Origin of the sequence: Dactylosporangium darangshiense (assembly GCF_039537565.1) — a bacterium.
Lineage (GTDB): Bacteria > Actinomycetota > Actinomycetes > Mycobacteriales > Micromonosporaceae > Dactylosporangium > Dactylosporangium darangshiense.
The window spans coordinates 15,317-36,704 of the sequence record NZ_BAABAT010000074.1 but is presented as its reverse complement, the minus strand read 5'-3'; the positions used below and the strand labels follow the sequence as shown (position 1 = coordinate 36,704).

The window sequence follows — 21,388 nt, the reverse complement described above, 5'->3', positions numbered from 1 at the left end:
TTCACCGCATCCTCATCCGACCCCGGAAACACATCCCCGGTCAACCAATTGAAAAACCGCGCCAAATCATCCGGCATCTCCAAACCCACCGCACCACACCCCCCAACCAACCACACCAAAACACACACCGAAACACGCCACAAAACACACGACAGGAACCACAACAAAAGGCCACACCGAAACAACCCGGTGCAGCCCCGAAACACTCACACCAACCCACCGAACCCAAGACCCCGACCCCGGACCGGCCGGTTCCTCATCTCCGCATCTCCGCGGCACATCCGAATACGATCACCAACATGACGACGGCACGACGCCGGACGGCGGACCGGTCGACGACGTCGTCGATCGACCGCATCATCGGGCCTGGAACGCCCGTGCATCTGCCGCACCTCCCCCCGATCACTGCCCCTCAGTCACCGCGTCGTGGCCTTTCGATCTCCCAGCCCACGTAAGCCGCTCCGGCGTGCGCGGGACAGTCCTCCCCCAGAGCCACGACGTGCACCGACGGCGCACGGTTCAGCCCCGGCAGACACGAACGCCGAACCGGAGCCGAACCCTCAATGACGTCGTGACGGGACATCCGACCGGTCCCCGGCCAACCAGCCACACACGACCCATCTCATGCGCGAACCGTGGCCCGCTGGGCACTCCGCCGGAACGACATGGGTCCCTTGGCCTGAATGACTACGCACGGGAGACTGGCGCCGCCACACCGGCCGAGCCGGTGCGCCGCAGTTTGTGCCAGCGCAGCCGCGCCCCGGTCAACGCGGTCACCAGCGACTGGATCAGCACCAGGTACATCAGCTGGCGGTAGACGAACTGCTGCAGCGGCAGCACCCACAGCGGCGTGAGCTTCTCGCGGTCCAGCCGGAATGCAACGACGGCGGCCAACGCCTGCAGACCGAGCATCGCCAACCAGGCTGCGGCGGTCTCGATGCGGTTGGTGAACAAGAGCCCGTACACGAGCAGGATGTCGATGATCGGGGCGAGCAGCGGCAGAAGGATCCCGAACAGCGCCAGCAACGGCAGCCCGACCCGGCCGAACCGGCCCGACGGCCCGCGCTCGACCACGGAACACCGATGCTTCCACATCGCCTGCATGGTGCCGTAGCTCCACCGGTACCGCTGCAGCCAGAGCTGCCGCAGCGTCGCCGGAGCCTCGGTCCAGGCACGGGCCCGCTCCTCGTACACGACCTGCCAACCGTTACGGCACAACGCCATCGTGACGTCGGTGTCCTCGGCGAGGGTGTCGTCGCTCATCCCGCCGATCTCGAGCAGCGCCTGCCGACGGAATGCACCGATCGCGCCCGGTACGGTCGGCATGCAGCGCATCACGTCGTACAGGCGGCGATCGAGGTTGAAGCCGATGACGTATTCGATGTGTTGCCAGCGGGCGACCACACTGGTGCGATTGCCGACTTTGACGTTGCCCGCGACCGCTCCGACGTTCGGGTCGGCGAATGGCTGCACCAGATGGCGTACGGAGTCCGGCTCGAACACGGTGTCGCCGTCGACCATGACGACGATGTCGTGGTCGGTGAGCGTCATCCCGACGTTGAGCGCGTTGGGCTTGCCACCGTTCGGGATCCGCACCACCCGTACGTTGGGCAGCTGCAACCGTTCGACGATCCCGGCGGTGTCGTCGGTGGATCCGTCGTCGACGACCACGACCTCGATCCCGCCGGGGTAGTCGCCGCCGGCGAGGGATCGTACGGCTGCCTCGATGCCCTCTTGCTCGTTGAATGCGGGAACGATGACCGTGACGGGTTCGTTGACCGGCGGCCCCCAACTCCACGTCGCCGAGCGTCGTCGCCGGGCGTGTCTGCCGGCGAGTGCGAACAGGGCGAAGGTACGTGCCACGGTCAGCGCGCCGACGGCGATGAACAGCACGAACAGCAGCGACATGGTCTCGTCCGCTATTTGAATCACCGTGACCAGCGCGAAGCCTTGTCGCTCGTCGGCCGCGGACGCCGGCGGGTTGCCGATGACGGCCGGCCCGGCTCCGGCTTGCGGGTTGGTCAATGTCTTGCGCAGCCCATCGGAAACCGTCGTGAACGTGTACCCCCGCTGTTGCAGCAATGGGATGAGCCTGTCGAGTGCGGCAACGGTCTGCATGCGGTCACCGCCGGCGTCGTGCAGCAGTACCGTTGCGCTCTTGCCGTCTGGTGGGATCGCGTTGCGCACGATGGCGTCGGTCCCCGGGCGCTCCCAATCACGGCTATCGGCCTCGGTCATGACGTTGATGTATCCGAGCCGTCCGGTGTCGCGGATCAGGTCCCAGTTCGCGTCGTCGATCGCGTCCGCGGTGGAGGAGTAGGGCAGTCGCACCAGCGCGGCTTTGTGACCGGTGGCCCGGACGATGGCCATCTGGGTCTGGGAGTATTCCTGATGCTGGCGCCAGCGTGGCAGTTCGCTCAGACGTGGGTGGGTGAAGGTGTGGATGCCCACCTCGTCACCGGCCCGGAACATTTGCTCGACCAACTGTGGGTGCCTGCTGACCTGCGCTCCCACCACGAAGAAGGTCGCGTTGACCCGGTGGCGGCGCAGCACCTGCAAGATGCGGGGGGTCCAGGTGGGGTCGGGTCCGTCGTCGAAGGTGAGCGCAATCGTTCTGTTCGGAAGGTGGAACGAGCGGACCGCGCCCCGGGTGGTGTCGATGATCGGCCCGCCCTGCAGGATCGTGTCGGGCACCGTGTCGTAGGCGCCTGGCGGGATCGCGTGGTCGGAGACGAATCCGGCGTTGACGTAGGCCTCGACCAGCAGCACGCTGGAGAAAACTCCGAGCAGGATAGCGGTAACAATCCAGCGGCCGAACGGTTTGATGCTCCTGCCGACAAAGTTCGGGTCGGGCTTGGACGCGACGTGGGTCAACTCGGCTGCGTCGCCGGAAAGAGGGCTTTCGACGGTCACAATCGCCCCCTTGGCGGAAATGTCCGGTCATCCCACCGGTCGGCGAACACTCGATTACCGCACCGCGCCGGAAACCCGGTCCTAGCGAACGTCAATACTTGATGAACCATTTCTGGTTGTCCCCGCCGGTGCAACTCCACAACTGCAATTTCGCCCCGCTCGCGGAATTCCATCCCCGGACATCCACACATTTCTTGGCCACCGTATTGACCAGGTCGTGAGAACTGTTGACGGCGAACCGCTGCGCCCAGCCCCCGTTGCACCGAACCAACTGAACATTGGTGCCGTCCGCGTCATCGGCCCCGGCCAGATCCATGCACATGCCCAGCGAACGCAGCGAACCGTTGTCCGCCGGGGTCCACCACTGCCCGGACCCACCAGTGCAGTCCCGCATCTCCAACTGCACCCCGTCCTTGGCAACGCCCCCCGGCACGGTGAGGCACCGCCCCTGATACCCCCAGATCATGTATCCGGTGACCGACGGCGACGGCGCGGCACCTCCCCCCGGCCGGACCGTCGTGGCCGGCGGGGAGCCACCGCCAGGGCCCCGACTGGTCGGCGCCGATGACACAGAGCCAGCGGGCGTGCGGGTGCGTCCGTTCCGGCTCGGGTCGACCGGGGGCAGCGCAGAGACGGAGTGGGCAGCGACGGCGGGCGCCTTCTGGGTCATGATGGGCTCTGGCCGGTTCACCAGGTCGGGGAACGGCACCAGCGCCTCCGGGGTCAGCGGACCGCCGGCGAGACTTACCATGATCAGTGCGGCATAGGTGAGGCCCGCACCACCGACGGCATAGAACCCAAAACGAATCCGGCGCCTGCGCTTGCCGCTCTGGTCGACGAAGACCGGGTCGGGCTTGGACGCGACGTGGGTCAACTCGGCTGCGTCGCCGGAAAGAGGGCTTTCGACGGTCACAATCGCCCCCTTGGCGGAAATGTCCGGTCATCCCACCGGTCGGCGAACACTCGATTACCGCACCGCGCCGGAAACCCGGTCCTAGCGAACGTCAATACTTGATGAACCATTTCTGGTTGTCCCCGCCGGTGCAACTCCACAACTGCAATTTCGCCCCGCTCGCGGAATTCCATCCCCGGACATCCACACATTTCTTGGCCACCGTATTGACCAGGTCGTGAGAACTGTTGACGGCGAACCGCTGCGCCCAGCCCCCGTTGCACCGAACCAACTGAACATTGGTGCCGTCCGCGTCATCGGCCCCGGCCAGATCCATGCACATGCCCAGCGAACGCAGCGAACCGTTGTCCGCCGGGGTCCACCACTGCCCGGACCCACCAGTGCAGTCCCGCATCTCCAACTGCACCCCGTCCTTGGCAACGCCCCCCGGCACGGTGAGGCACCGCCCCTGATACCCCCAGATCATGTATCCGGTGACCGACGGCGACGGCGCGGCACCTCCCCCCGGCCGGACCGTCGTGGCCGGCGGGGAGCCACCGCCAGGGCCCCGACTGGTCGGCGCCGATGACACAGAGCCAGCGGGCGTCGATGGGGTCGCATTGGCACCCGGCGACGTCTGGTTGCCCGACGTAGACTCGCCGCCGAGCTGAAGGAACTGAGCGTAGTAGTCGACGAACTGGAGTACCCGGCTGGCATACTCCTGGGCGTTCGGCAGGTCAGGGGCGCTACTCGACTCCTGGACATCAACCAATCCCAACCAGAATGTCGAGAGGGCGACCGGATAGGGGTCGGGCGCGAGCTTGGACATCTCCTCGGTGAGCCCGCACATCGCGCGTCCCAACGTGGGAATCGCCGCCATCGGATCCCACGGCGACTGGCCGGCGGTGCCGTAGCGTTGCCACACAGCGGGCCGGAACTGGGCAATGCCCTGGCCGCCGTCGCCGCCCAGCATGTTCGGTTCGAAACCGGAGGATGCCATCAGCTGCGCGGCGATCCGCGGTGCGCTGATCGCGGGACAGCGCGTTCCGGCGGACACGACAGCGTCCACGAATTCGTCGGGTATCGGGCGCGGGTCCGCGCTGACCGTCGCCGCATCCGCAGCCGATTCGCCAACGACGCTGCCGCGAAACTCGGGCTGCCGGGCGTACCAGGTCGCGTACTCGACGACGGTGTCGACGTAACGGGCCGCCGACACCGGCGTCGCGTTGGTTGCCAGCACCGTGGGAAGTCCGGCCTGGTGCGCGGCAAGGGCGAGTTTCCACAGCAGGACGTCATTGGCACCGGACTGGCGAAGCTTGCCGGCGAGGTCGCACATGTGGTGAGCCAACGCCGCAATGTTGGCCGTCGCGTCCATCCGCGGCGCGTCGGGCCAGGGAATCCATTGCTGCCACAGTTCGTCGGTCAGCCCGGCCACGCCGAGCCCGCCGTCGCTGGTGCGGGCCTCAACGTCGAAACCCGAAGCGGTCATCAGTTGGCCTGCGAGCCGTGGTGCGGTCAGCGTCGGACAAGAGCGTGCGGACCGACCGATCGCCGCGACCAAGGTGGCCGGAACCGGGGCGCCGGGAGTGCCGGTGGGGCCTGTCCGATCCGGCCGCCGGCCCGGGTCAAGATACGCCATCAACCCGACGATGAGGCTGCAGAGCACGAGTACGACCGCCGCAACGATGACCTGAGCCTTTGACCTCCGGCGTAGAGCGCCGAGCGTTGCTCGGCCGCCCAGCCGCGTCCGCAGGGCACGAACGCGCAGCCACAATCGGTTCCGGCCAGCGGGTTTCAGTGTCATCGCACAGTTACAATCTCCGTGGGCGTCCATTGGTCAGCCTGCACAACGAGACGCAGCCCCGACCGGTTCAACACGAAACGACCCGGAATCCTTACGCTGATGGGAATTGGTCGCTGACCATCCGGCCACGGCCAGGTAGGGCCACACCCACCGAGCCACCGTGCGTGAACTATCGCTGCCCGTGGCCGGCGGTCAAAGCCCGGCGACCAGCTGCTGGCCTCCATCGATGTCAAAGGTGGCGCCAGTCAGCGCTGTATTCACCATCAGGTGAACTGCCAGGGCCGCGACGTCGCCGGCCTCGACCACCCGCCGGATCGGCAGCCGTTCGCTCAACTCCTGCCGGCGCGCCTCCAAGCGCTCACCGACGAGCATCGCCGAAAGTGGGGTGTCGACGAAACCCGCGGCGATGACGTTCACACGTACCGGGGCCAGCTCCAGTGCCAAGGTCGCCGCGGCGGCCGACAGTCCGGTGCTGACCGCGGCCGGGACGATCAGCCCCACCTCGGGGCGGCGGGGAGCTGTACCGCCCATCAAAATGATGGTCCCGCCCGCGCGGATTTTCGTCCCAGCAAGCTGAGCGACATCGATCATCACGCCGACATGTTGGTGGAACGCGGCGCTCGCCGCGCGTAGGTCGATGTCGGCGAGCGGCGCGTAGTAGGGACCGCCGGCGGTGACCATGAGGTGGTCGATCGGTTCCCGGAACGTGGCGAAGAAGCTCACCAAAGCATCGTGGTCGGTGACGTCGAAGGTTGCGGTCCGGTCAGGACCGATCTGCTCGGCCGCCACAGCGAGCCGCCCGGCGTTCCGACCGGTCATGACGACACTGGCTCCTGCGTTTCGTGCCTGCCGCGCAGTCTCCAGGCCGATGCCGGAACTCCCTCCCAAGATCACCACCGTCTTGCCGGTCAGCGCGGAAGCTGTGCTGCGGCCGCCGACCGGTGACGGGTCCGTTGACGTCATGGCTGCCCCTTCCGGTGACTGTGCCTGTCGCTGGCATCGCGATCATTTTCGCAATGTAGCCGGGCTACCGCCGTGCGTGGCCGCGTTCCCTTTTCGGAGCGGTCATCGCCGGGAGTCCGGCAGCGGGCACGGCCGCGCAGCCGCGCGGCTGCAGGGCGATGCAGGGACCACCGGTCCGTGTGACGAGGCGCCTGGTCCGAGCGCCGGGTTGCATCGTCTGGCGGTCAGCATGAGGCGCTGCCGTCCTGCGACGTCGCGATGGGCGCCAACGCGGAGCCGTGCCGTTGCGACGGCGGAACGGTACGCACCGCGGCAACGGCAACGGCGGTGGCTGCGCCGGCGGCGCGGCGCAGGTCGGCGATGAAATGTTCGACCATCGCCATGGTCTTGCCGGGCATGCAGATCAGGTGTGCACGGTGATTGCTGGTGGCCAGTGGCCATCGGTCGAGAACTGGTTGGGGTGGGCGGTCCATGACGACGGTGAAGGCGAGGGGGTGCCGCCACGCGGGCCAGTCGATGTCGTGCAGCCGCGCAGTGGTGGCGGCGGCGAGTTCCCGGGCCTGCCGGGCGCGGTGACGCAGCCCGTCGAGGCCCCAGGTTTGCAGCGCCCACCAGGCCATCAGCGCCGCGTGCCCGGACCGTGAACCGGCGACGGTGGTGTCCAGGCTGCCGGTGTAGTCGATATGCCGGCCGTGGACGGTGTCGGGTGCACTGGGAGACGCGGAGTGGTGGCCGGGCCGGGCGGAGTCACGCACGATCAGGACTGCACATGGTGTGGGGACGCCGAGGAACTTGTGGCCAGACACAACGATCGAGGTGCTACCGTCGGCGAAGTCGAACGCGGGCCGGTCGGCTCGGTCGAGCAGGCCCAGGGGGATCCCGGCGAGCGCCGCGTCGGCGTGGACCCACCGTAGTTCCGCGGGAACGGCGGCGGCGTCGAGCGCAGTGTGGATCTTTGCGACGTCGTCGATAGCCTCGGTCATGGTGGTACCGATCGAGGCGACGACGACCACCGGTGTGTTGCGGCGCGAGCGGCGCCGGTGGCGGCGGAGCAGCATGGTGAGCTGGTCATAGGAAATTTCGTCGCGGTCGTCGGTCGGGACGGTCAGCAGCGGCATGCGCAGCATGTCGGCGATCCGGGCCACGCTGTAATGCGCCGCTGTGGAACACACGACCACCGCGTCGGGGAACCTGGTCCGGGCCAGCCAGAGCGCGCAGTGCGTGCCTTCGGTACCGCCGGCCGGCATGTAGCCCCACCGGTCGTCGAGCGGAGCGTGGAACAGATCGGCAAGCTGCTGCACGACATGCAGTTCGAATGCCTTGGTGTGGTTGCGGTACGGGCCGACCGGCCCGAACGGCGCACCCACGTTATTGAGTAGCGTACCGGCCAGCGGCAGCAGCGCCGCGACGTCAAGGTCGGTGGCGTCCGGGAACCCCAGGTTCGTCCCGGCTCGATCACGGATGTCGGCACGGAGTTTGTCCAGCCGGGCCAGCGTCATCGGATTCCCGGTCGGCTCCGGCGCGGGGACGGGCGCCGGGTTTGATGTGTTCATGGCCGGGCCGCCGCGATGACCCGCGCGAGATCCACCAGCAGCGTCAACGCGTCGCCGACGGCCTGGCGGTCCTCGCCGCCGAGTGGTGGGTGTCCATCGAGGAGCTCGTCGATGCCGGCTGCCCGCCGCCAGTCGACGGCCCGCTGCCCGGGTGTGACATCGAGTTCGCCGGTGCTGCGGACGCGGAACTGGTCGTATTGCTCCCGGGCACCACGGTCGATGACCATGGAGGTGCCCTCGTTGAGCACGGCCAGGCAGCGGCCCGGCACGTCCAGCACGCCGCCGGCATGGCGTTGCGTGACCGTCCACGACTGCCAGCGGCTGTCGAGGCTCGACACCCCGACACCGAGGAACCGGCCTTCGGGCGACACCGGTTCACGCCGGTCGGTCAACCGGATCAACGGGTCGACGCCGTCGCGCTGGCACTGCACGACCTGTTGGGTCATCTCGTAGACGAGCCGGGGCAGCGGGTGCAGCGCGTCGCCGCGCAGAAACAGCCGGGTAGCTGTACGCAGCTCGTACCGGCCGCGGCCGGAGTCGTAGCAGAAGAACGCGAAGCCGTACGGCGCGAGCGGGTCACGCACGCGCTTGTCCCACGCCCACTTTGCGTGGTGAATGTTCATCCACCGCAGCCTGGTCACCACCTGGACCCGCAGATCCGCCCACACCTCCCGCCACCCCTCGGCGAACGCCTCCGTCTGCGGCGGCGCCGATGTCGCGGGATATCTGACCGCCGACCGTTGGTCGGGCTCGCCTGCGGTGGGCGATGGCACGCTACGCAGCCAGCGACGCCCCGCTTCGCGATGGCTGAGGTCACCAGTTGCGGGCCCCGGTGGCGGCCAGCCCGGATGCCGCCCGGCCGGCGGGGTCGCGCTGTCCACGCGGTGTACGGCGGCGCGGCGTGACTCAGACATCCAGATCAGCCAATCTCGCTTCGGGCTGTGCGAGCGGGTCCGGCCGGCCGTGCCCGATACTGGCGAAGACCTGCGGCGTCGACCGCTTCAGGTAGGCAGCCCAGACCAGTCCCGCCGCCACCGCCGCCACGACCAGCGCCGGGAGGAGCAGTTGTAACGGCGACGACGACGCCACCTGCAGCAGCAGCGCCTGGTTGGCGACCACCACGGCGATCACGCCCACCCCGGCGATGACGCCGAGGACCGGCGCGATCGTACGGACCCACACCGACTCGTGCCCGCCCCGGCCGGCACGGAAGAACAGGACCGCGGACACCGAGATCAGGCACAGCATCACCAGCACGCCCAGCGCCGCCCCCGCGGACAGCCAGGTGAACAACACCGCGACCGGATCCGCTCCGGCCGCCGCGAACAGCCCCAGCACCACGAACGCCACAACGGATTGCGTCACCGACCCGCCGACCGGCGCCCCGGCTCGTGCGCCGGTGCCGACGCCGGCCAGCCAGCCGGGCAGCACGCGTTCCCGCGCCATCGCGTACACGTACCTGGCGACCGTGCCGTGAAACGACAGCATGGCGGTGAGGATGCTCGTCACCAGCAGCATCGTGGCAATGAGGGCCAAACCGGAACCATAGGCGCGGTCCAGCACCACGAACGGCAACCCCGACTCCGGATCCCGGGCGACGTCGACCACCTGGTCGGTGCCGACCGCAACCGGGATCGCCCATGCCGCCAGCCCGTAGAACAGCGGCAGAAAACACAACACGCCGACCGTCGCCCGCATGACGCTGCGGTTGTGTTTGGCCTCCTCACCGAACACCGGCGCGGTCTCGAACCCGACGAACGCCGCCACCGCGAACGTCAACACGCCACCCAGACCGTCATGCCACAACGCGTCCACGCCCAGCGGCGCGAACCCGATACTGCCGCCCGCGGGGTGCGTAAACGCGGCCAGAATGAACGCGCTGATCGTGCCGAGCTCAGCGCACAGCACCACCGCGACGACCCACGTGCTCACCGCCACGTTCACCACCCCGGCCACCGCGATCAACAGCCACGCGGCTCCGGCCCAGACCAACCAATGCCCGCCCACGAGGCCGGCGAGGGTCACACCGAACAGGCCGTACAGGCTGATTTGAATCGCGTTGTAGGAGGCCAGGGCCAGCACCGCGCCGACCAACCCCCACCGCGCGCCGAGGCCGTGCGCCAGCAGGGCGTAACCCGGGGCAGCATGCTCCACGTGCCGGCTCATCGCAATGTACCCGATGACCAGCAGCCCCAGCGCCGCACCGACGAGCAGGAAGGCCGTCGGCACCCCGACCACACCGGTCTGGTACATCGCCACGACCCCGCCGACCACCACGGCCATCGGCGATGACGCCCCGACCTCGTACAACCACAGCATGCCGCCGTTCATCCGCCGGCGCGCCAACCCCACCGCGCTCACCCGCGCACCGCCCGGCTCGGGTCAGCCCCGGCGTCGCCGGTACCCCGGGGGTTGGTGCACCGTCGCCGGTGGCCGCGAAGCGCGTCCCGGCTCATCGACACCACCGACCATCGGCCCGGCCGCCTCGGACCCCGCCGCCAGAGCCGCTCGTCGCCTACCAGCAGCCGCGCCTGGCCCGTCGTCGAGCTGGATCCGAAGCAGTCATGGGTGCCATGCGGCCGATCCCGCCGCACGGCAAAGCCCGACGTCCATGCCGTCACCCGAACCGACGCATCGTCACCGGTCCACATATCCACGTCCACCATCGCCTCCCCATGGAACGGTGCTGCCGGTGCCAAAGCCGGCCCCGCTTGGACAAGCCTCGAGGGCCGCTCGCGCACCACCACGTCACCCTTACCGTTGTCGCCCGAGCCTTCAGCGCCGCGCTGCGCCCAGACCCAAAGATGGATGCGCCGGCGTGACCCGTCACGCCGTGATCCGCGAGCCGTAACTCACCTCGCTCCCGCTGCTGCCGTTCGTCGCTCACCGCACCGCGTTCAGCGCAGGGTCCGCCACCATGGCTGCCGTCTTCACCACGAGCACCTGGGGCATTCCCCGGTACCTGCCGTCAGAGTTGAGTCGACGTCCGCTCGACCCCGTCGAGAATCGTTGATTCAAGAGCGTGGGACGCCGACCGCCACCGTCGACGTGCCTGCCGACGTCAGCTCTGACCCAGGCTCGCGATCTCCGCGCGAGCCGCGGCGACGAGTTCGGCGTTGGTGTTGGCGTGGCCCTTCAGCCCCCAGCCGCCCTCGGGCGCCTCGGTCAGCAGCACCCAGGTCCGCTCGACCAGAGACGGATCTTCGGCTGCCGTTGCGATAATCTCCGTCAGCTGCTTCACGACCTCGAGCTGCTTGCCCCGATCGAGGGCGCCGGCGTTCGTGAGTACCTGGACGCGGACATATGTACCGTCGCCGTCCACGTTCGACAGTGAGCCCGCGGGCAGGTCGTGCACAAAGGCGGCCGTATTCTTGCGGAACATCGGGATATTCGGCACCTGCTCGATCGTCATGACTGCTGTCGCAAGGTCCACCGCGAGCTTGTGCTGGTCGGCAAACGTTCCGGCCGCGGCGTAGACGTCGATCATGGGCATGACTGTCCTCCAATAGGGTGACGCGCTGTCTCCGCGCCGTCTTCGAACTAGTAGGTATGAAGGCCTACATAATAGGGCAATTGCTTCTGTATCGGCCCGCCTGCAGTCACATCGACCGACTCGAGGTGCTCGTGGCGCAGCGCTCATCGCGACAGCACCCCACAGGCAGCGACAATGACCATCGCGAGGCAGCCCACGACCTGGCCTTACGGCACTCTCGATGCGGAATGCTCGGCGAGCTGCGAAGAACAGCTGAGGAAGACGAGGGAAAGCCACTGCGATGAGGGCGGCCAGCCGACCCACGGACCGCGGCGGCGGCCTCGGCTAGATTGCCCCAACGCGCCGGCGGGATCCGGTCCGACCACCGAAGAACGCCCGCCACGTCTCCGTCGTACCGACCACAATCGGCGACGCACAGACCCTCGTCCGCGAGCGCCTCGCCCTCCAGAACCGCCCCGCCACGACGCCACCGGTCCCGACCGGCCCGGCCAAGCCCACCAGCGCCGTGGCCCAGCAACGCCGGCATCCGGCCGCCCCACCACCACATCGATGGGGACGGCAACGTCGAACCGCTGACCCTGTCGGTAGACGACGAGCCAAAACATCTCCGCGACAACCGGGACGGTCACGCCCACACAACGGACCCGAAAGCACCCCGGTTCAACCGATCCACGACGGTTTCTGCCGGGCACGGCGCGCGAGGGACTGTGGATCTAACGGTGTTTCCGGCCTGACCCGCCGGGCGTGGTGCCCGGCGAGGAGGGCGCCGTGATGACCGCGACACTGAACGATGTGACCCCGAAGAAGCAGCAGCCGAAGCTGTCGGCAGAGGCGGAAGCCGCCGCGGAGCTGGTCCGGTTGGCCCAAGAGCAGCGCCTGTCGTTGACCGGCCCGGACGGGCTGCTCAAGCAGCTGACCAAGACGGTGTTGGAGACCGCGCTCAACGAGAAAATGACTGAGCACCTCGGCTACGAGAAGCGTGACCCGGCTGGCGCCGGGGCAGGGAATGTCCGCAACGGCACCAGGTCCAAGACCGGTCCTGACCGAAACCCGTCCGGTGCAGATCGACGTGCCCCCGGGACCGGGCCGGCACGTTCGAGCCGCAGATTGTGCGCAACCACAAGCGACTGAGTTGCCGGGCAGTTTTCAGACGTGGCGGGACCGGGCGCTCGCCGGGCTGATGCTGTATTGCGGGTTGCGCTCGTGTGAGGTCCTCGCGTTGAGGATCGCCGATGTCGACATCGGCGGGCGTTGGCTGCAGGTGGTGGGCAAGGCCAACCGGGAACGCCGGGTGCCGCTGGATGGCGATGTCGCCTCGGTGATCCAGGTGCATCTGCTGGCCGAGCGCCCGGAAACGAGCAGTACCAACGTGTTCATCGTGGCCAAGGGCCCGAACCGTGGGCAGCCGGTGACGGCGGCGGGACTCCGCACGGTCTTCCGCTACCACCGTGGGATCTCCGGGATCGGTGCCGGGCATCCGCACGCGTTGCGGCACACCTTCGGGACTGCCCTTGCCGAGGCCGGGGTTGATCTGGCGGTGATGCAGGCGTTGCTTGGGCATGCTCACGTCGACACCAGCGCCCGTTACATCCATCTCGCTCCTGCTCACGTGAAAGGCGAGTTCGACGCCGCTCGTGAGCGCATCTGTGCCCGGTCACGGCAGCCACGACCTTCACACGTCCTATGTGGAGTATCTGGAACGGACCGGTCGCGGGAACACAGCGTACTGGACGGCGGCGCGCACATTCTTCACCAGATGGCCGGACCCCGCTACGTGGGCGGCCGAGCCCTTGACGGTCCGGTTGACGGCCAACGGTGCGACCCGGCCCCCTGATCACGTTCCTGATCCTGCACGGCGGTCTGCGGCCTGGCTACGACTATCTGCTGGAGCGGAAGTTCTCCAGCATCTGGCGGGAGGTCGAAGGCTACACGGTCGGAGCCGACCTGGCCGTCTTCCTGGCAGCCGCGGCGCAGCTGGGCTTCAGCGAACGCGTCCGGCTCGCCAACGCCTCCCAAATCCCCGCCCGTCTGCTGATCCAGACCGGCCGGCCGCTGAACCGGCTCACCACGCAAGACCTCGACGACTTCGCCGCCGCCTGCGCCGAACGGGAACAACGCACCGGCAAGGGCCGGCGACACTACGAGGCCGTACTGAGCAACACCCGCCGGGTCCTGTTCCACCTGCAGATCCTGCCGCCCCCACCCGGCCGCACGGGTGCGATCGCCTTCACCGACCGGCTCGATGCGGTAATCCCACCCATCCGCACGGCGCTGGTCGCCTACCTCGAACGCAAGCGAGTGACCTGCGCGCCGAAGACGGTCCCCTGCCTGGCCACCCGACTGACGCACTTCGGGGCGAGCCCTACCTGTCCGCACAAGTCGACGCCGTCAACACCAAGACCAACGAGGTCATCTCCGTCGCTGAACGCTCCCGCCGCGTCCTCGCGCTGGCAGGGTTCCTCACCGACATCACCGAGTGGGGCTGGCCCGACGCCCCGACCCGACGGCTGGTGTTACGCGACGACATCCCCAAACTCCGCAGAGTCCTGCCCCGCTACCTACCCATCGACGCCGACCGGCGACTCGCCGAGGAACTGCAACGGCCCAGCCCCGGCAACGAACTGGCCGCCTGCGCGCTGCGGCTGCAACGCTCCTGCGGACTACGCATCGGTGAACTCCTCGACCTGGAACTCGACTGCGTCCACGAAGTACCCGAACAAGGCGCATGGCTGAAAGTCCCGCTCGGCAAACTCGAATCCGAACGCATGGTCCCGCTCGACGAGAACATCCTCGAACTCATCGACCACATCATCGAGATCCGTTCCCCAGGACAACCGCTGCCGCACCCGCGATACCGACGCCCGGCGCAGTTCCTGTTCACCCACCACGGGCGGCGCCTGTCCCAAAACGCCGTACGCGACGAACTGCAACGGGCCGCCGACACCGCCGGCCTCGGACATCCGACACCCCGCCAGCTCCGTCACGCCTCCGCCACCGCACTGGCCAACGCCGCAGTATCACGGCAAGCCCTGATGGCGTTGCTCGGCCACGTCTCCGCAGAGATGAGCCTGCGCTACGGGCGCCTCTTCGACACCACCATCCGCGAGGAATACGAACGCGCGCTGACCCTGGCCAAACTGCGCGCCAGCATCCCGGCGACCGCCCGGACCAGCCTGCCCCTGGCCGACATCACCCGAGGCGCGGACTGGAAGACCACACCGTTGATCAAATCCCGACTCGCCGGCGGATTCTGCCTCCGCGCACCAGCCCAGGGCGCCTGCACCTACGCCAACATCTGCGAACACTGCCCCAGCTTCCACGCCGATGCCAACTCCCTGCCCGTGCTTGCCGCCCAACGCGTCGACGCCCACGCCCTCGCCCAAGACGCCGAGGAACGCGGCTGGATCAGCGAAGCCGCACGCCACCACAAGCTCATCGCCCGGCTCGACGCCCTCATCGACCAGGCCCAAGCCGGATGACCACCGACGCCATCCGCCGAGTCGAACAAGCCTGCACCGAACTCCTCGCCGACCAACAACCGGTCACCTTCACCCAGGTCGCCGCGCGCAGCGGCCTCAGCCGAACCACCCTCTACCGCAACCCGACACTGCACGCCCTCATCGAGGAACACCGCCACCGCACCGCACGCGCCGGAACTCTCACCGACCTGGCCGCCGACATCGCGATGCTGCGGACCGCCCTCGAAGCCGTCGTCAGCCGCGTCCGCCATCATGAAGAACAACTCCGCCAAATCGGAAAACGAACGCCGTGACGAAGCATTAAATTAACCGGTCAGCGCCGGAAACCCGGCCCGTTAGCCGGTTAATGCTGGGACAACACGGTCGCCGAGTCGTTCTTCGCCACGATCAAGACCGAACTCATCCACCGGCAGGCCTGGCCCATTCGCACTGCCGCCCGGCAGGCGATATTCGAGTACACCGAAGGCTGGTCAACACCCGCCGCCGGCACTCCAGCCTCGGCTACCGAAGCCCAGTCGCCTACGAAAACGGCACCAACGTCCAGCTGCTACCCGCGCTCAAGGTAGCGTGAAGATCGGCACATCGACCCTGTCGTCGAATCGGGTCAAGCCCACCATCTCATCCACGAACCGTGGCCCGCTACACACTCCCCGGAAACAACACGCCCCCTGCCAGCGGGAGTGTACGAAGAACGGCTCTGGCGCAACGACGGTCGTGGTCTCAGCGCTCATGCGAGCAGGATCCTGTGTCGTAGCAACCTGCGGTCAACCGATCCACGACGGTTTCTGCCGAACCCCTCCGCGACGCTCAGCAGGCAGATCGGCGGTCAGGACACGAAGTCAAGAAGCACCTTGCCGAACTTGCCGGGCCCCTCGAGACGGTCGAACGCCGACGCCACCCGCCTCGCAGGAAAAATCTGGTCGATGACCGGTCGGACCCGCCCACTGGCCAGGATGGGTAGGACCTCTCGCTCGAAGCCGCGGACCACCTCCGCCTTCTGCTCGATGGTCCGGGCACGCAGGACGGTTCCCTGCACGCGTATCCGCTTCTGCATCAGCCGCAGCAGTGGAATCTGGGCCCCACTGCCTCCACCGACTCCCACCACAATGATCCGCCCGCGTACGGCGACCGCGTCGAGGTTCGCGGGAAAGTGCGGAGCGCCAACCAGTTCGAGGATGACATCGGCACCTCGACCGCCGGTAAGCCCGGCGACCCCCGCCGCGAAGTCGGCGTCGTGGACGACCTCCGCGCCGAACGCCTTCACCGCCCGGCACGACGATTCGCTACGCGCCACGCCGACAACCCGGGCCCCTACCGCAAGCCCGATCTGCACGGCAGCGCTCCCGACGCCACCCGCCGCACCGTGGACCAGCAGGGTCTCACCCGCCTGAAGCTCGGCCTGAGACCGGATCGCGTCGTGGGCAGTCATGTACACCTGGGGCACGGCCGCGGCCTCGGCGTCTGACAGCGATTCCGGCACGCGAGCCAGATGCCGCTCGTTGACGACGACCCGGTCGGCGAGACCGCCGCCACCCACGATCCCGAACACCCGATCGCCGGGAGACCACATCGTCACCGCATCGCCGGCGGCATCGACGATGCCCGACACTTCCAGTCCCGGTATGTCGGCGGGACTTCCCGCAGGCGCGGGATACCGTCCCGCGCGCTGCTGAGCATCCGAAGGATTCAGCCCGGCGTACCGGACCAGGACCCGAACGTCGTTTCCGGTCGGGACCGGGTCGGGCCGCTCCACGAGCTGGACAACCTCGTTACCGCCCGCACCGGTGAAGACGACTGCTTGCATGGTTCGACATCCTTCCTTTCGTCCACGCATCCAGGACCGGCTGCAATACCGAAGCGGCGCCGTCAACCCGCACCGCGTTCCCCCGATACCTTCATCTCGTCCGCGAGAACCAGGGCTGGCGCGTCGAGCCGGAGCCGATCGAGGTGTTCCGCGGCGGATGCCACCCACCGTCCGGCGGCGCAAACCGCCTGACCTGCCGGTCCGCGCGTTGACCGTCTCGATCAGAAGTGGCGGCCATTGCGTGAGGCTTCGTCTGCGCCGAGGAGCGCGATCATGTGCTCGGGCTTGAACATGCGCGCCCAGAGCAGGCCACCGACGTCGAGCGGTGCCGACTCAGCCAGCTTGCCGACCAACACGGGCACGTATCCGCTGTCGTGGATCACTCGCTCGGTCACTGCTCTGGTTCCCGGGTCATCGGCTGCGTAGGCGGCCGCCCAGACACCAGGTTGTTGGGTGGCGCGCGGGACGAGGAGATCCCAATCGATGTGGGAGTACGCCCGCGCAACACTCGACTCAGGTAACTGCGCCGCGAGCCAGGACCCTTCCGTCAACTGCTCCGACAGGCCGGCCGCCACGTAATCGGCCCGGATCCAGGCGTTCATCGTGTCGATGACGACCTTACCGGCAAGTCGGGCTCGTACTCCGGCGACCAGGTCCCGAGCCACTCCGTGAACGACGGAGAGCACGATCGTCTCCTGGTCAGCGGCGTCGGCGAAACTCCCGACGGCCACCTCGGCGGGCAGGTCCCGCAGCTTCGCCGCGCTCGGGTTCCGCGTGCCCAGGGTGACGGAGTAGTCCGATCGGCTCAGCAGCGTCGCGATGCCCCTGCCGATCGGACCCGAGCCAATGACCCCGATCGTGTTCCGGATGTTCATTGCATGTCCTCTCGCATCGAGTCAGTCGCAGTCGAGCTCACTGGCCCGGATGGCTGCAGTACGCGACCCGTTGAGCCTGCCCGCACAGGTTCACTGGGCGTGGTCGACCTCAGTGTTCCGGGCAGCGCCGACCCCTCGATGTCGATCGCCGGTAGGACCCGGTCGAGCCAACGGGGCAAGCGCCAGGCATGGCGTCCCAGCATTGCCATCACGGCGGGGACAATGGTCATCCGGACGACGAAGGCGTCGAGGAGCACCCCGACCGCCAACGCGAAGCCGACCGACTTGACGATCGGGTCGCCGATGAAGACGAAGCTGCCGAAGACCGCGGCCATGATGAGCGCGGCGGCGCAGACCACCCGCCCGCTTCGCGCGACGCCGAAGGTGACGGCGTCCGCGGCGTCCCCTGTCTGCTCGTAGCGTTCCCGCATCCGGCTGACGAGGAAGACCTCATAGTCCATGGCGAGTCCGAACAGCACCCCGATGAGCAGCACGGGAAGGAAACTGATCACCGGCGCGGCGGCGGCTACCTGGAACGCGAGACGGAGATGGCCGTCCTGGAAGACCCAGATCACCACGCCGAGGCTGGCCGCCGTCGACAGCAGGAACCCGAGCACGGCCGTCAGCGGGATGAGCGCGGACCGGAACGCCGCGGTCAGCAGAAGCACCGCGAGCACCACGATGACGGCCAGAAAGCCGGGCAGCGTGCGGAGCAGTTTGGCGGAGACGTCGATGGCGCCAGCGGTACTGCCGGCGACGTACATCGTCCCACCGGCCTGGCGTATGGCCTGTTCGTCCTGGTCGCGCAGCCTGTGCACCAGGTCGGTGGTGGCCTGGTCATCGGGGCCGGTCCGGGGGATGACGTTGATTGCGGCGAGCCCGCGGTCGGGGCTGCCCACGGGCGCGGTGACGGCTACGATGCCGGGATCGATCCGCAGCCTTGCGGTGAGCTGGTCCAGCAACGCGGTGCGCTGGGCCGGCGGGACTGCGGTGGTGTCAACGACGACGGTGATAGCGGCGTTGAATCCCGGTCCGAAACCACGGGTAAGCAGGTCGTACCCGCGGTGTTGGGTACTGTCGGTCGGCTGGGCCTCATTGCTGGGCAGGCCGAGGCGCAGATGACCGAGCGGCAGAGCCAGGGCGGCCAAGCCGACGACACCGACGCACACAACCGCGACCGGCGCACGCGTGACCAGGCGCGCCCACGCGAGGCTTCCGGCGCCAGGCCTGGGACGGTGCCGGGTGAGACGGTGAGCGTGGCGGCGGGACCGGGGCCGGATTCGTTCGCCTGCGAAGCTCAGCAGCGCCGGTAGCAGCGTCAGCGCAATGAGCACAGCGATAAGGACGGCGCCCGCCGCAGCCAGACCCATGATCGTCAGGAACGGGACGCCGGTGACCGCCAAACCGGCCAGCGCGACGGTGACCGTGACGCCGGCGAAGGTGACGGCATTGCCGGCGGTGGCGGTGGCCCGGCCGATCGAGTCCGCCACATCCGTTGCCGGATCGGCGAGTTGCTCGCGATGCCGGTTGATGATGAACAGGGCGTAGTCGATCCCGACCGCCAGCCCGACCATCAGCGCGAGCACCGTGGCCGTGTTGGTCATATCCACGACATGGGCTACCAGACCGATCGCCGGCACGGCAACCAGCACTCCGGCGAGGGCGGTCAGCAACGGCACACCGGCCGCGAGCAAGGAACCCGTCGCGACTGCGAGAACGACGAGCGCAACGACCAAGCCTGCAGCCTCGTTCGGACCACTGACCCGGGTTCTGGCCTGTTCCGCGGTGCCACCGAACTCGACCTGGACCCCCGCCTCGCGAGCGGGGCGGACGGCGGCGGCCAGCGCGTCAACGGCCGACTGCGGCACGTCGTCCGGCGCCTGCTGGAACCGCACGTCCGCGAAGGCAATCGCGCCGTCGGCCGAAACCGTGCCGGTCCGGACCGGATCGGACACACTGATCACCCCGGGTACCGTGGCCGCGCGGCGCAGACTTGCCACGATCGCCGCCTGCTCAGCAGGGTCGGTCAGGGCCGTACCCGCGGGTGCGGCGAAGACGATTCGAGCGACCCCGCCCGCGGCCGCCGGGAACTGTGCCGCCAACAAGTCTCGTGCCTGTTGCGATTCGATCCCCGGTACCGAGAATTCGGTGGTGAAGGTCGCTGGCTTGACGACGCCGAGCCCGCCGATCACCACCAGCAGCAGCAACCACATCGAGACGACCCAGCCACGGCGGCGCGCCGCCCACCGGCCCAGTGTGTACAACCGTCCAGCCACGTTCAAACCCCTACTGTCGCGTGGATGTTCGCGCTCGTCCGGACTGGACCGACGCCTACAGGGCTTGCGCCGGGACGTGCCCGCGCCGCGGGCGGCTCCCGGCCCGCCGAGACAGATCGGGTGGGGCCGCCGCATGGGGCCCCACCCGATCTGCCCGTGACCGCTACCCACAATCGGCGGTCACGGCGTCGCGGACAGGGCCTTCTTGATGAAGTCCGCGACCTCGACCGGCTTGGCGATGAAGGCGACGTGGGAGCCATCGATGACCTCGGTGGTCGCACCCATCCGCTTCGCCATGAACGTCTCGGCCTCCGGGCTGATGGCATTGTCGTTGGCCGAGACCAGGAACCAGGACGGCCGGGTCTTCCATCCCGCCGCCGTGCACGGCTCGCTCAGCGCGGCGGCCGCGATCGGCCGCTGGGTGGCGGCCATCACGTCGGCCACGTCCACCGGTACATCGGCGCAGAAGGTCTCACGGAACAGCTTGCGGTCGATGTAGAGGTCGGGTCCTTCAGGGGTGCCACCGCCGGCCGGGTAGTTGGTCGGCTGGGAGGTGGACGCCAGCATCGACGGAGGGAATGGTGCCACCGCATCGACGAACCTCTCGCCCTCGTCGAGCCCCCAGGCGGCGAGGTAGACCAGGCCGGTGACGTTGTCCAGATCCGCGGACGCCTGGGTGACGACCGCGCCGCCGTACGAGTGGCCGACCAGGACGACGGGTCCCTCAATCGCGGCAACGTACGCCTTGACGTAGTCGGCGTCGATACTCAAGCCGCGCAGCGGGTTCGCCGGGGCCAGCGTGGTGATTCCGGAGGCCTCGAGTTCGCGGATCACACCGGCGAACCCGGAGGCGTCGGCGAACGCGCCGTGAACCAGTACTACAGTCGGATAGCTCTGTACGTCGGCCATGAAACCGTCCAATCTTCGCTGTCGTGACATGCCACGCTGATCGGCCTTGACACAACCACGGACGGGCGACGGCCCACATCGCACAAATCAGTGAGACGATCGACTGCGTGCGACGCCAGAGGCGATGCCGGGCATCACCAGATGAGATACGAGAGCGGGTGCGCCGATCGGCTCCATCTCGTCCGGTGCGGCCCACTCGTTGTCGGGGCATCGGCATCCGTTCGCTGATTCGCCCAGTTGCACGTTGACCCAACTGAACGCCCGGACTGTGCAGCCCGTCGCAGCGCAGGTTCGCCACCCCGGCGTGCGCGCGGCCGAGCCGGTCCACTGCTCGCTGCCACCGCTTCGACGGGCGCTGTGCGATGCGCCGGGCCGGGCCGGTCTTACCCGCCCGTGCGCGGCCGAGCTGCTGTCACCTGAACACGCG

Annotated in this window: 15 protein-coding genes and 1 pseudogene; 4 read left to right on the top strand and 12 right to left on the bottom strand. The window is 68.2% G+C overall.

Translation table 11 applies throughout. The features are described 5' to 3' along the window. Window positions 1-687 precede the first annotated feature (687 nt). The 8 genes from ABD901_RS54625 to ABD901_RS54590 all read right to left on the bottom strand — a co-directional run bounded on the left by ABD901_RS54625 (window position 688) and on the right by ABD901_RS54590 (window position 11,612). On the bottom strand, window positions 688-2,874 hold the full coding sequence (locus tag ABD901_RS54625; RefSeq protein WP_380139953.1) for a bifunctional polysaccharide deacetylase/glycosyltransferase family 2 protein: 2,187 nt from the start codon (window positions 2,872-2,874) through the stop codon (window positions 688-690). Between the two features lie 130 nt (window positions 2,875-3,004). Continuing rightward, on the bottom strand, window positions 3,005-3,826 hold the full coding sequence (locus ABD901_RS54620; protein WP_345143311.1) for a ricin-type beta-trefoil lectin domain protein: 822 nt from the start codon (window positions 3,824-3,826) through the stop codon (window positions 3,005-3,007). 91 nt (window positions 3,827-3,917) lie between these two features. Beyond that, a complete protein-coding gene (locus ABD901_RS54615) occupies window positions 3,918-5,444 on the bottom strand; it encodes a ricin-type beta-trefoil lectin domain protein (protein WP_345143308.1) in 1,527 nt (508 codons plus the stop codon). 357 nt (window positions 5,445-5,801) lie between these two features. Further along, complete coding sequence (locus tag ABD901_RS54610) at window positions 5,802-6,572, bottom strand: SDR family oxidoreductase (RefSeq protein WP_345143305.1); 771 nt, start codon at window positions 6,570-6,572, stop codon at window positions 5,802-5,804. 224 nt (window positions 6,573-6,796) lie between these two features. Continuing rightward, on the bottom strand, window positions 6,797-8,125 hold the full coding sequence (locus ABD901_RS54605; RefSeq protein ID WP_345143302.1) for a histidine decarboxylase: 1,329 nt from the start codon (window positions 8,123-8,125) through the stop codon (window positions 6,797-6,799). After that, entirely contained in the window at window positions 8,122-8,748 is a 627-nt protein-coding gene (locus tag ABD901_RS54600) for a hypothetical protein (protein ID WP_345143299.1), read from the bottom strand. The genes ABD901_RS54605 and ABD901_RS54600 overlap by 4 nt, the downstream gene beginning before the upstream one ends. Window positions 8,749-9,031: 283 nt before the next feature. Beyond that, window positions 9,032-10,486: an APC family permease gene (locus ABD901_RS54595; RefSeq protein ID WP_345143296.1), complete on the bottom strand. Its 1,455-nt coding sequence runs from the start codon at window positions 10,484-10,486 to the stop codon at window positions 9,032-9,034. 700 nt (window positions 10,487-11,186) lie between these two features. After that, window positions 11,187-11,612, bottom strand: a complete 426-nt coding sequence (locus ABD901_RS54590; protein ID WP_345143293.1) for a hypothetical protein — start codon at window positions 11,610-11,612, stop codon at window positions 11,187-11,189. A gap of 777 nt (window positions 11,613-12,389) precedes the next feature. Here ABD901_RS54590 and ABD901_RS54585 point away from each other — a divergent pair. The 4 genes and pseudogenes from ABD901_RS54585 to ABD901_RS54570 form a co-directional block, all read left to right on the top strand. After that, window positions 12,390-12,745 (top strand): annotated as a pseudogene (locus ABD901_RS54585) (transposase); the annotation flags it as partial. Window positions 12,746-12,750: 5 nt separating this feature from the next. Next, window positions 12,751-13,452 (top strand): tyrosine-type recombinase/integrase, encoded by a 702-nt coding sequence (locus tag ABD901_RS54580; RefSeq protein ID WP_345143290.1) that lies wholly within the window; start codon window positions 12,751-12,753, stop codon window positions 13,450-13,452. A 676-nt stretch (window positions 13,453-14,128) separates the two neighbouring features. After that, complete coding sequence (locus ABD901_RS54575; RefSeq protein ID WP_345143287.1) at window positions 14,129-15,097, top strand: tyrosine-type recombinase/integrase; 969 nt, start codon at window positions 14,129-14,131, stop codon at window positions 15,095-15,097. Then, window positions 15,094-15,390 (top strand): DUF6262 family protein, encoded by a 297-nt coding sequence (locus tag ABD901_RS54570; protein WP_345143285.1) that lies wholly within the window; start codon window positions 15,094-15,096, stop codon window positions 15,388-15,390. The genes ABD901_RS54575 and ABD901_RS54570 overlap by 4 nt, the downstream gene beginning before the upstream one ends. A gap of 533 nt (window positions 15,391-15,923) precedes the next feature. Here the strand turns inward: ABD901_RS54570 and ABD901_RS54565 are convergent. The 4 genes from ABD901_RS54565 to ABD901_RS54550 all read right to left on the bottom strand — a co-directional run bounded on the left by ABD901_RS54565 (window position 15,924) and on the right by ABD901_RS54550 (window position 20,961). Then, on the bottom strand, window positions 15,924-16,901 hold the full coding sequence (locus tag ABD901_RS54565) for a zinc-binding dehydrogenase (RefSeq protein WP_345143282.1): 978 nt from the start codon (window positions 16,899-16,901) through the stop codon (window positions 15,924-15,926). A gap of 221 nt (window positions 16,902-17,122) precedes the next feature. Further along, complete coding sequence (locus tag ABD901_RS54560; RefSeq protein ID WP_345143280.1) at window positions 17,123-17,776, bottom strand: NADPH-dependent F420 reductase; 654 nt, start codon at window positions 17,774-17,776, stop codon at window positions 17,123-17,125. Beyond that, window positions 17,773-19,989: an MMPL family transporter gene (locus tag ABD901_RS54555; RefSeq protein ID WP_345143277.1), complete on the bottom strand. Its 2,217-nt coding sequence runs from the start codon at window positions 19,987-19,989 to the stop codon at window positions 17,773-17,775. The genes ABD901_RS54560 and ABD901_RS54555 overlap by 4 nt, the downstream gene beginning before the upstream one ends. 243 nt (window positions 19,990-20,232) lie before the next feature. Continuing rightward, a complete protein-coding gene (locus tag ABD901_RS54550) occupies window positions 20,233-20,961 on the bottom strand; it encodes an alpha/beta hydrolase (protein ID WP_345143275.1) in 729 nt (242 codons plus the stop codon). Window positions 20,962-21,388: the final 427 nt, after the last annotated feature.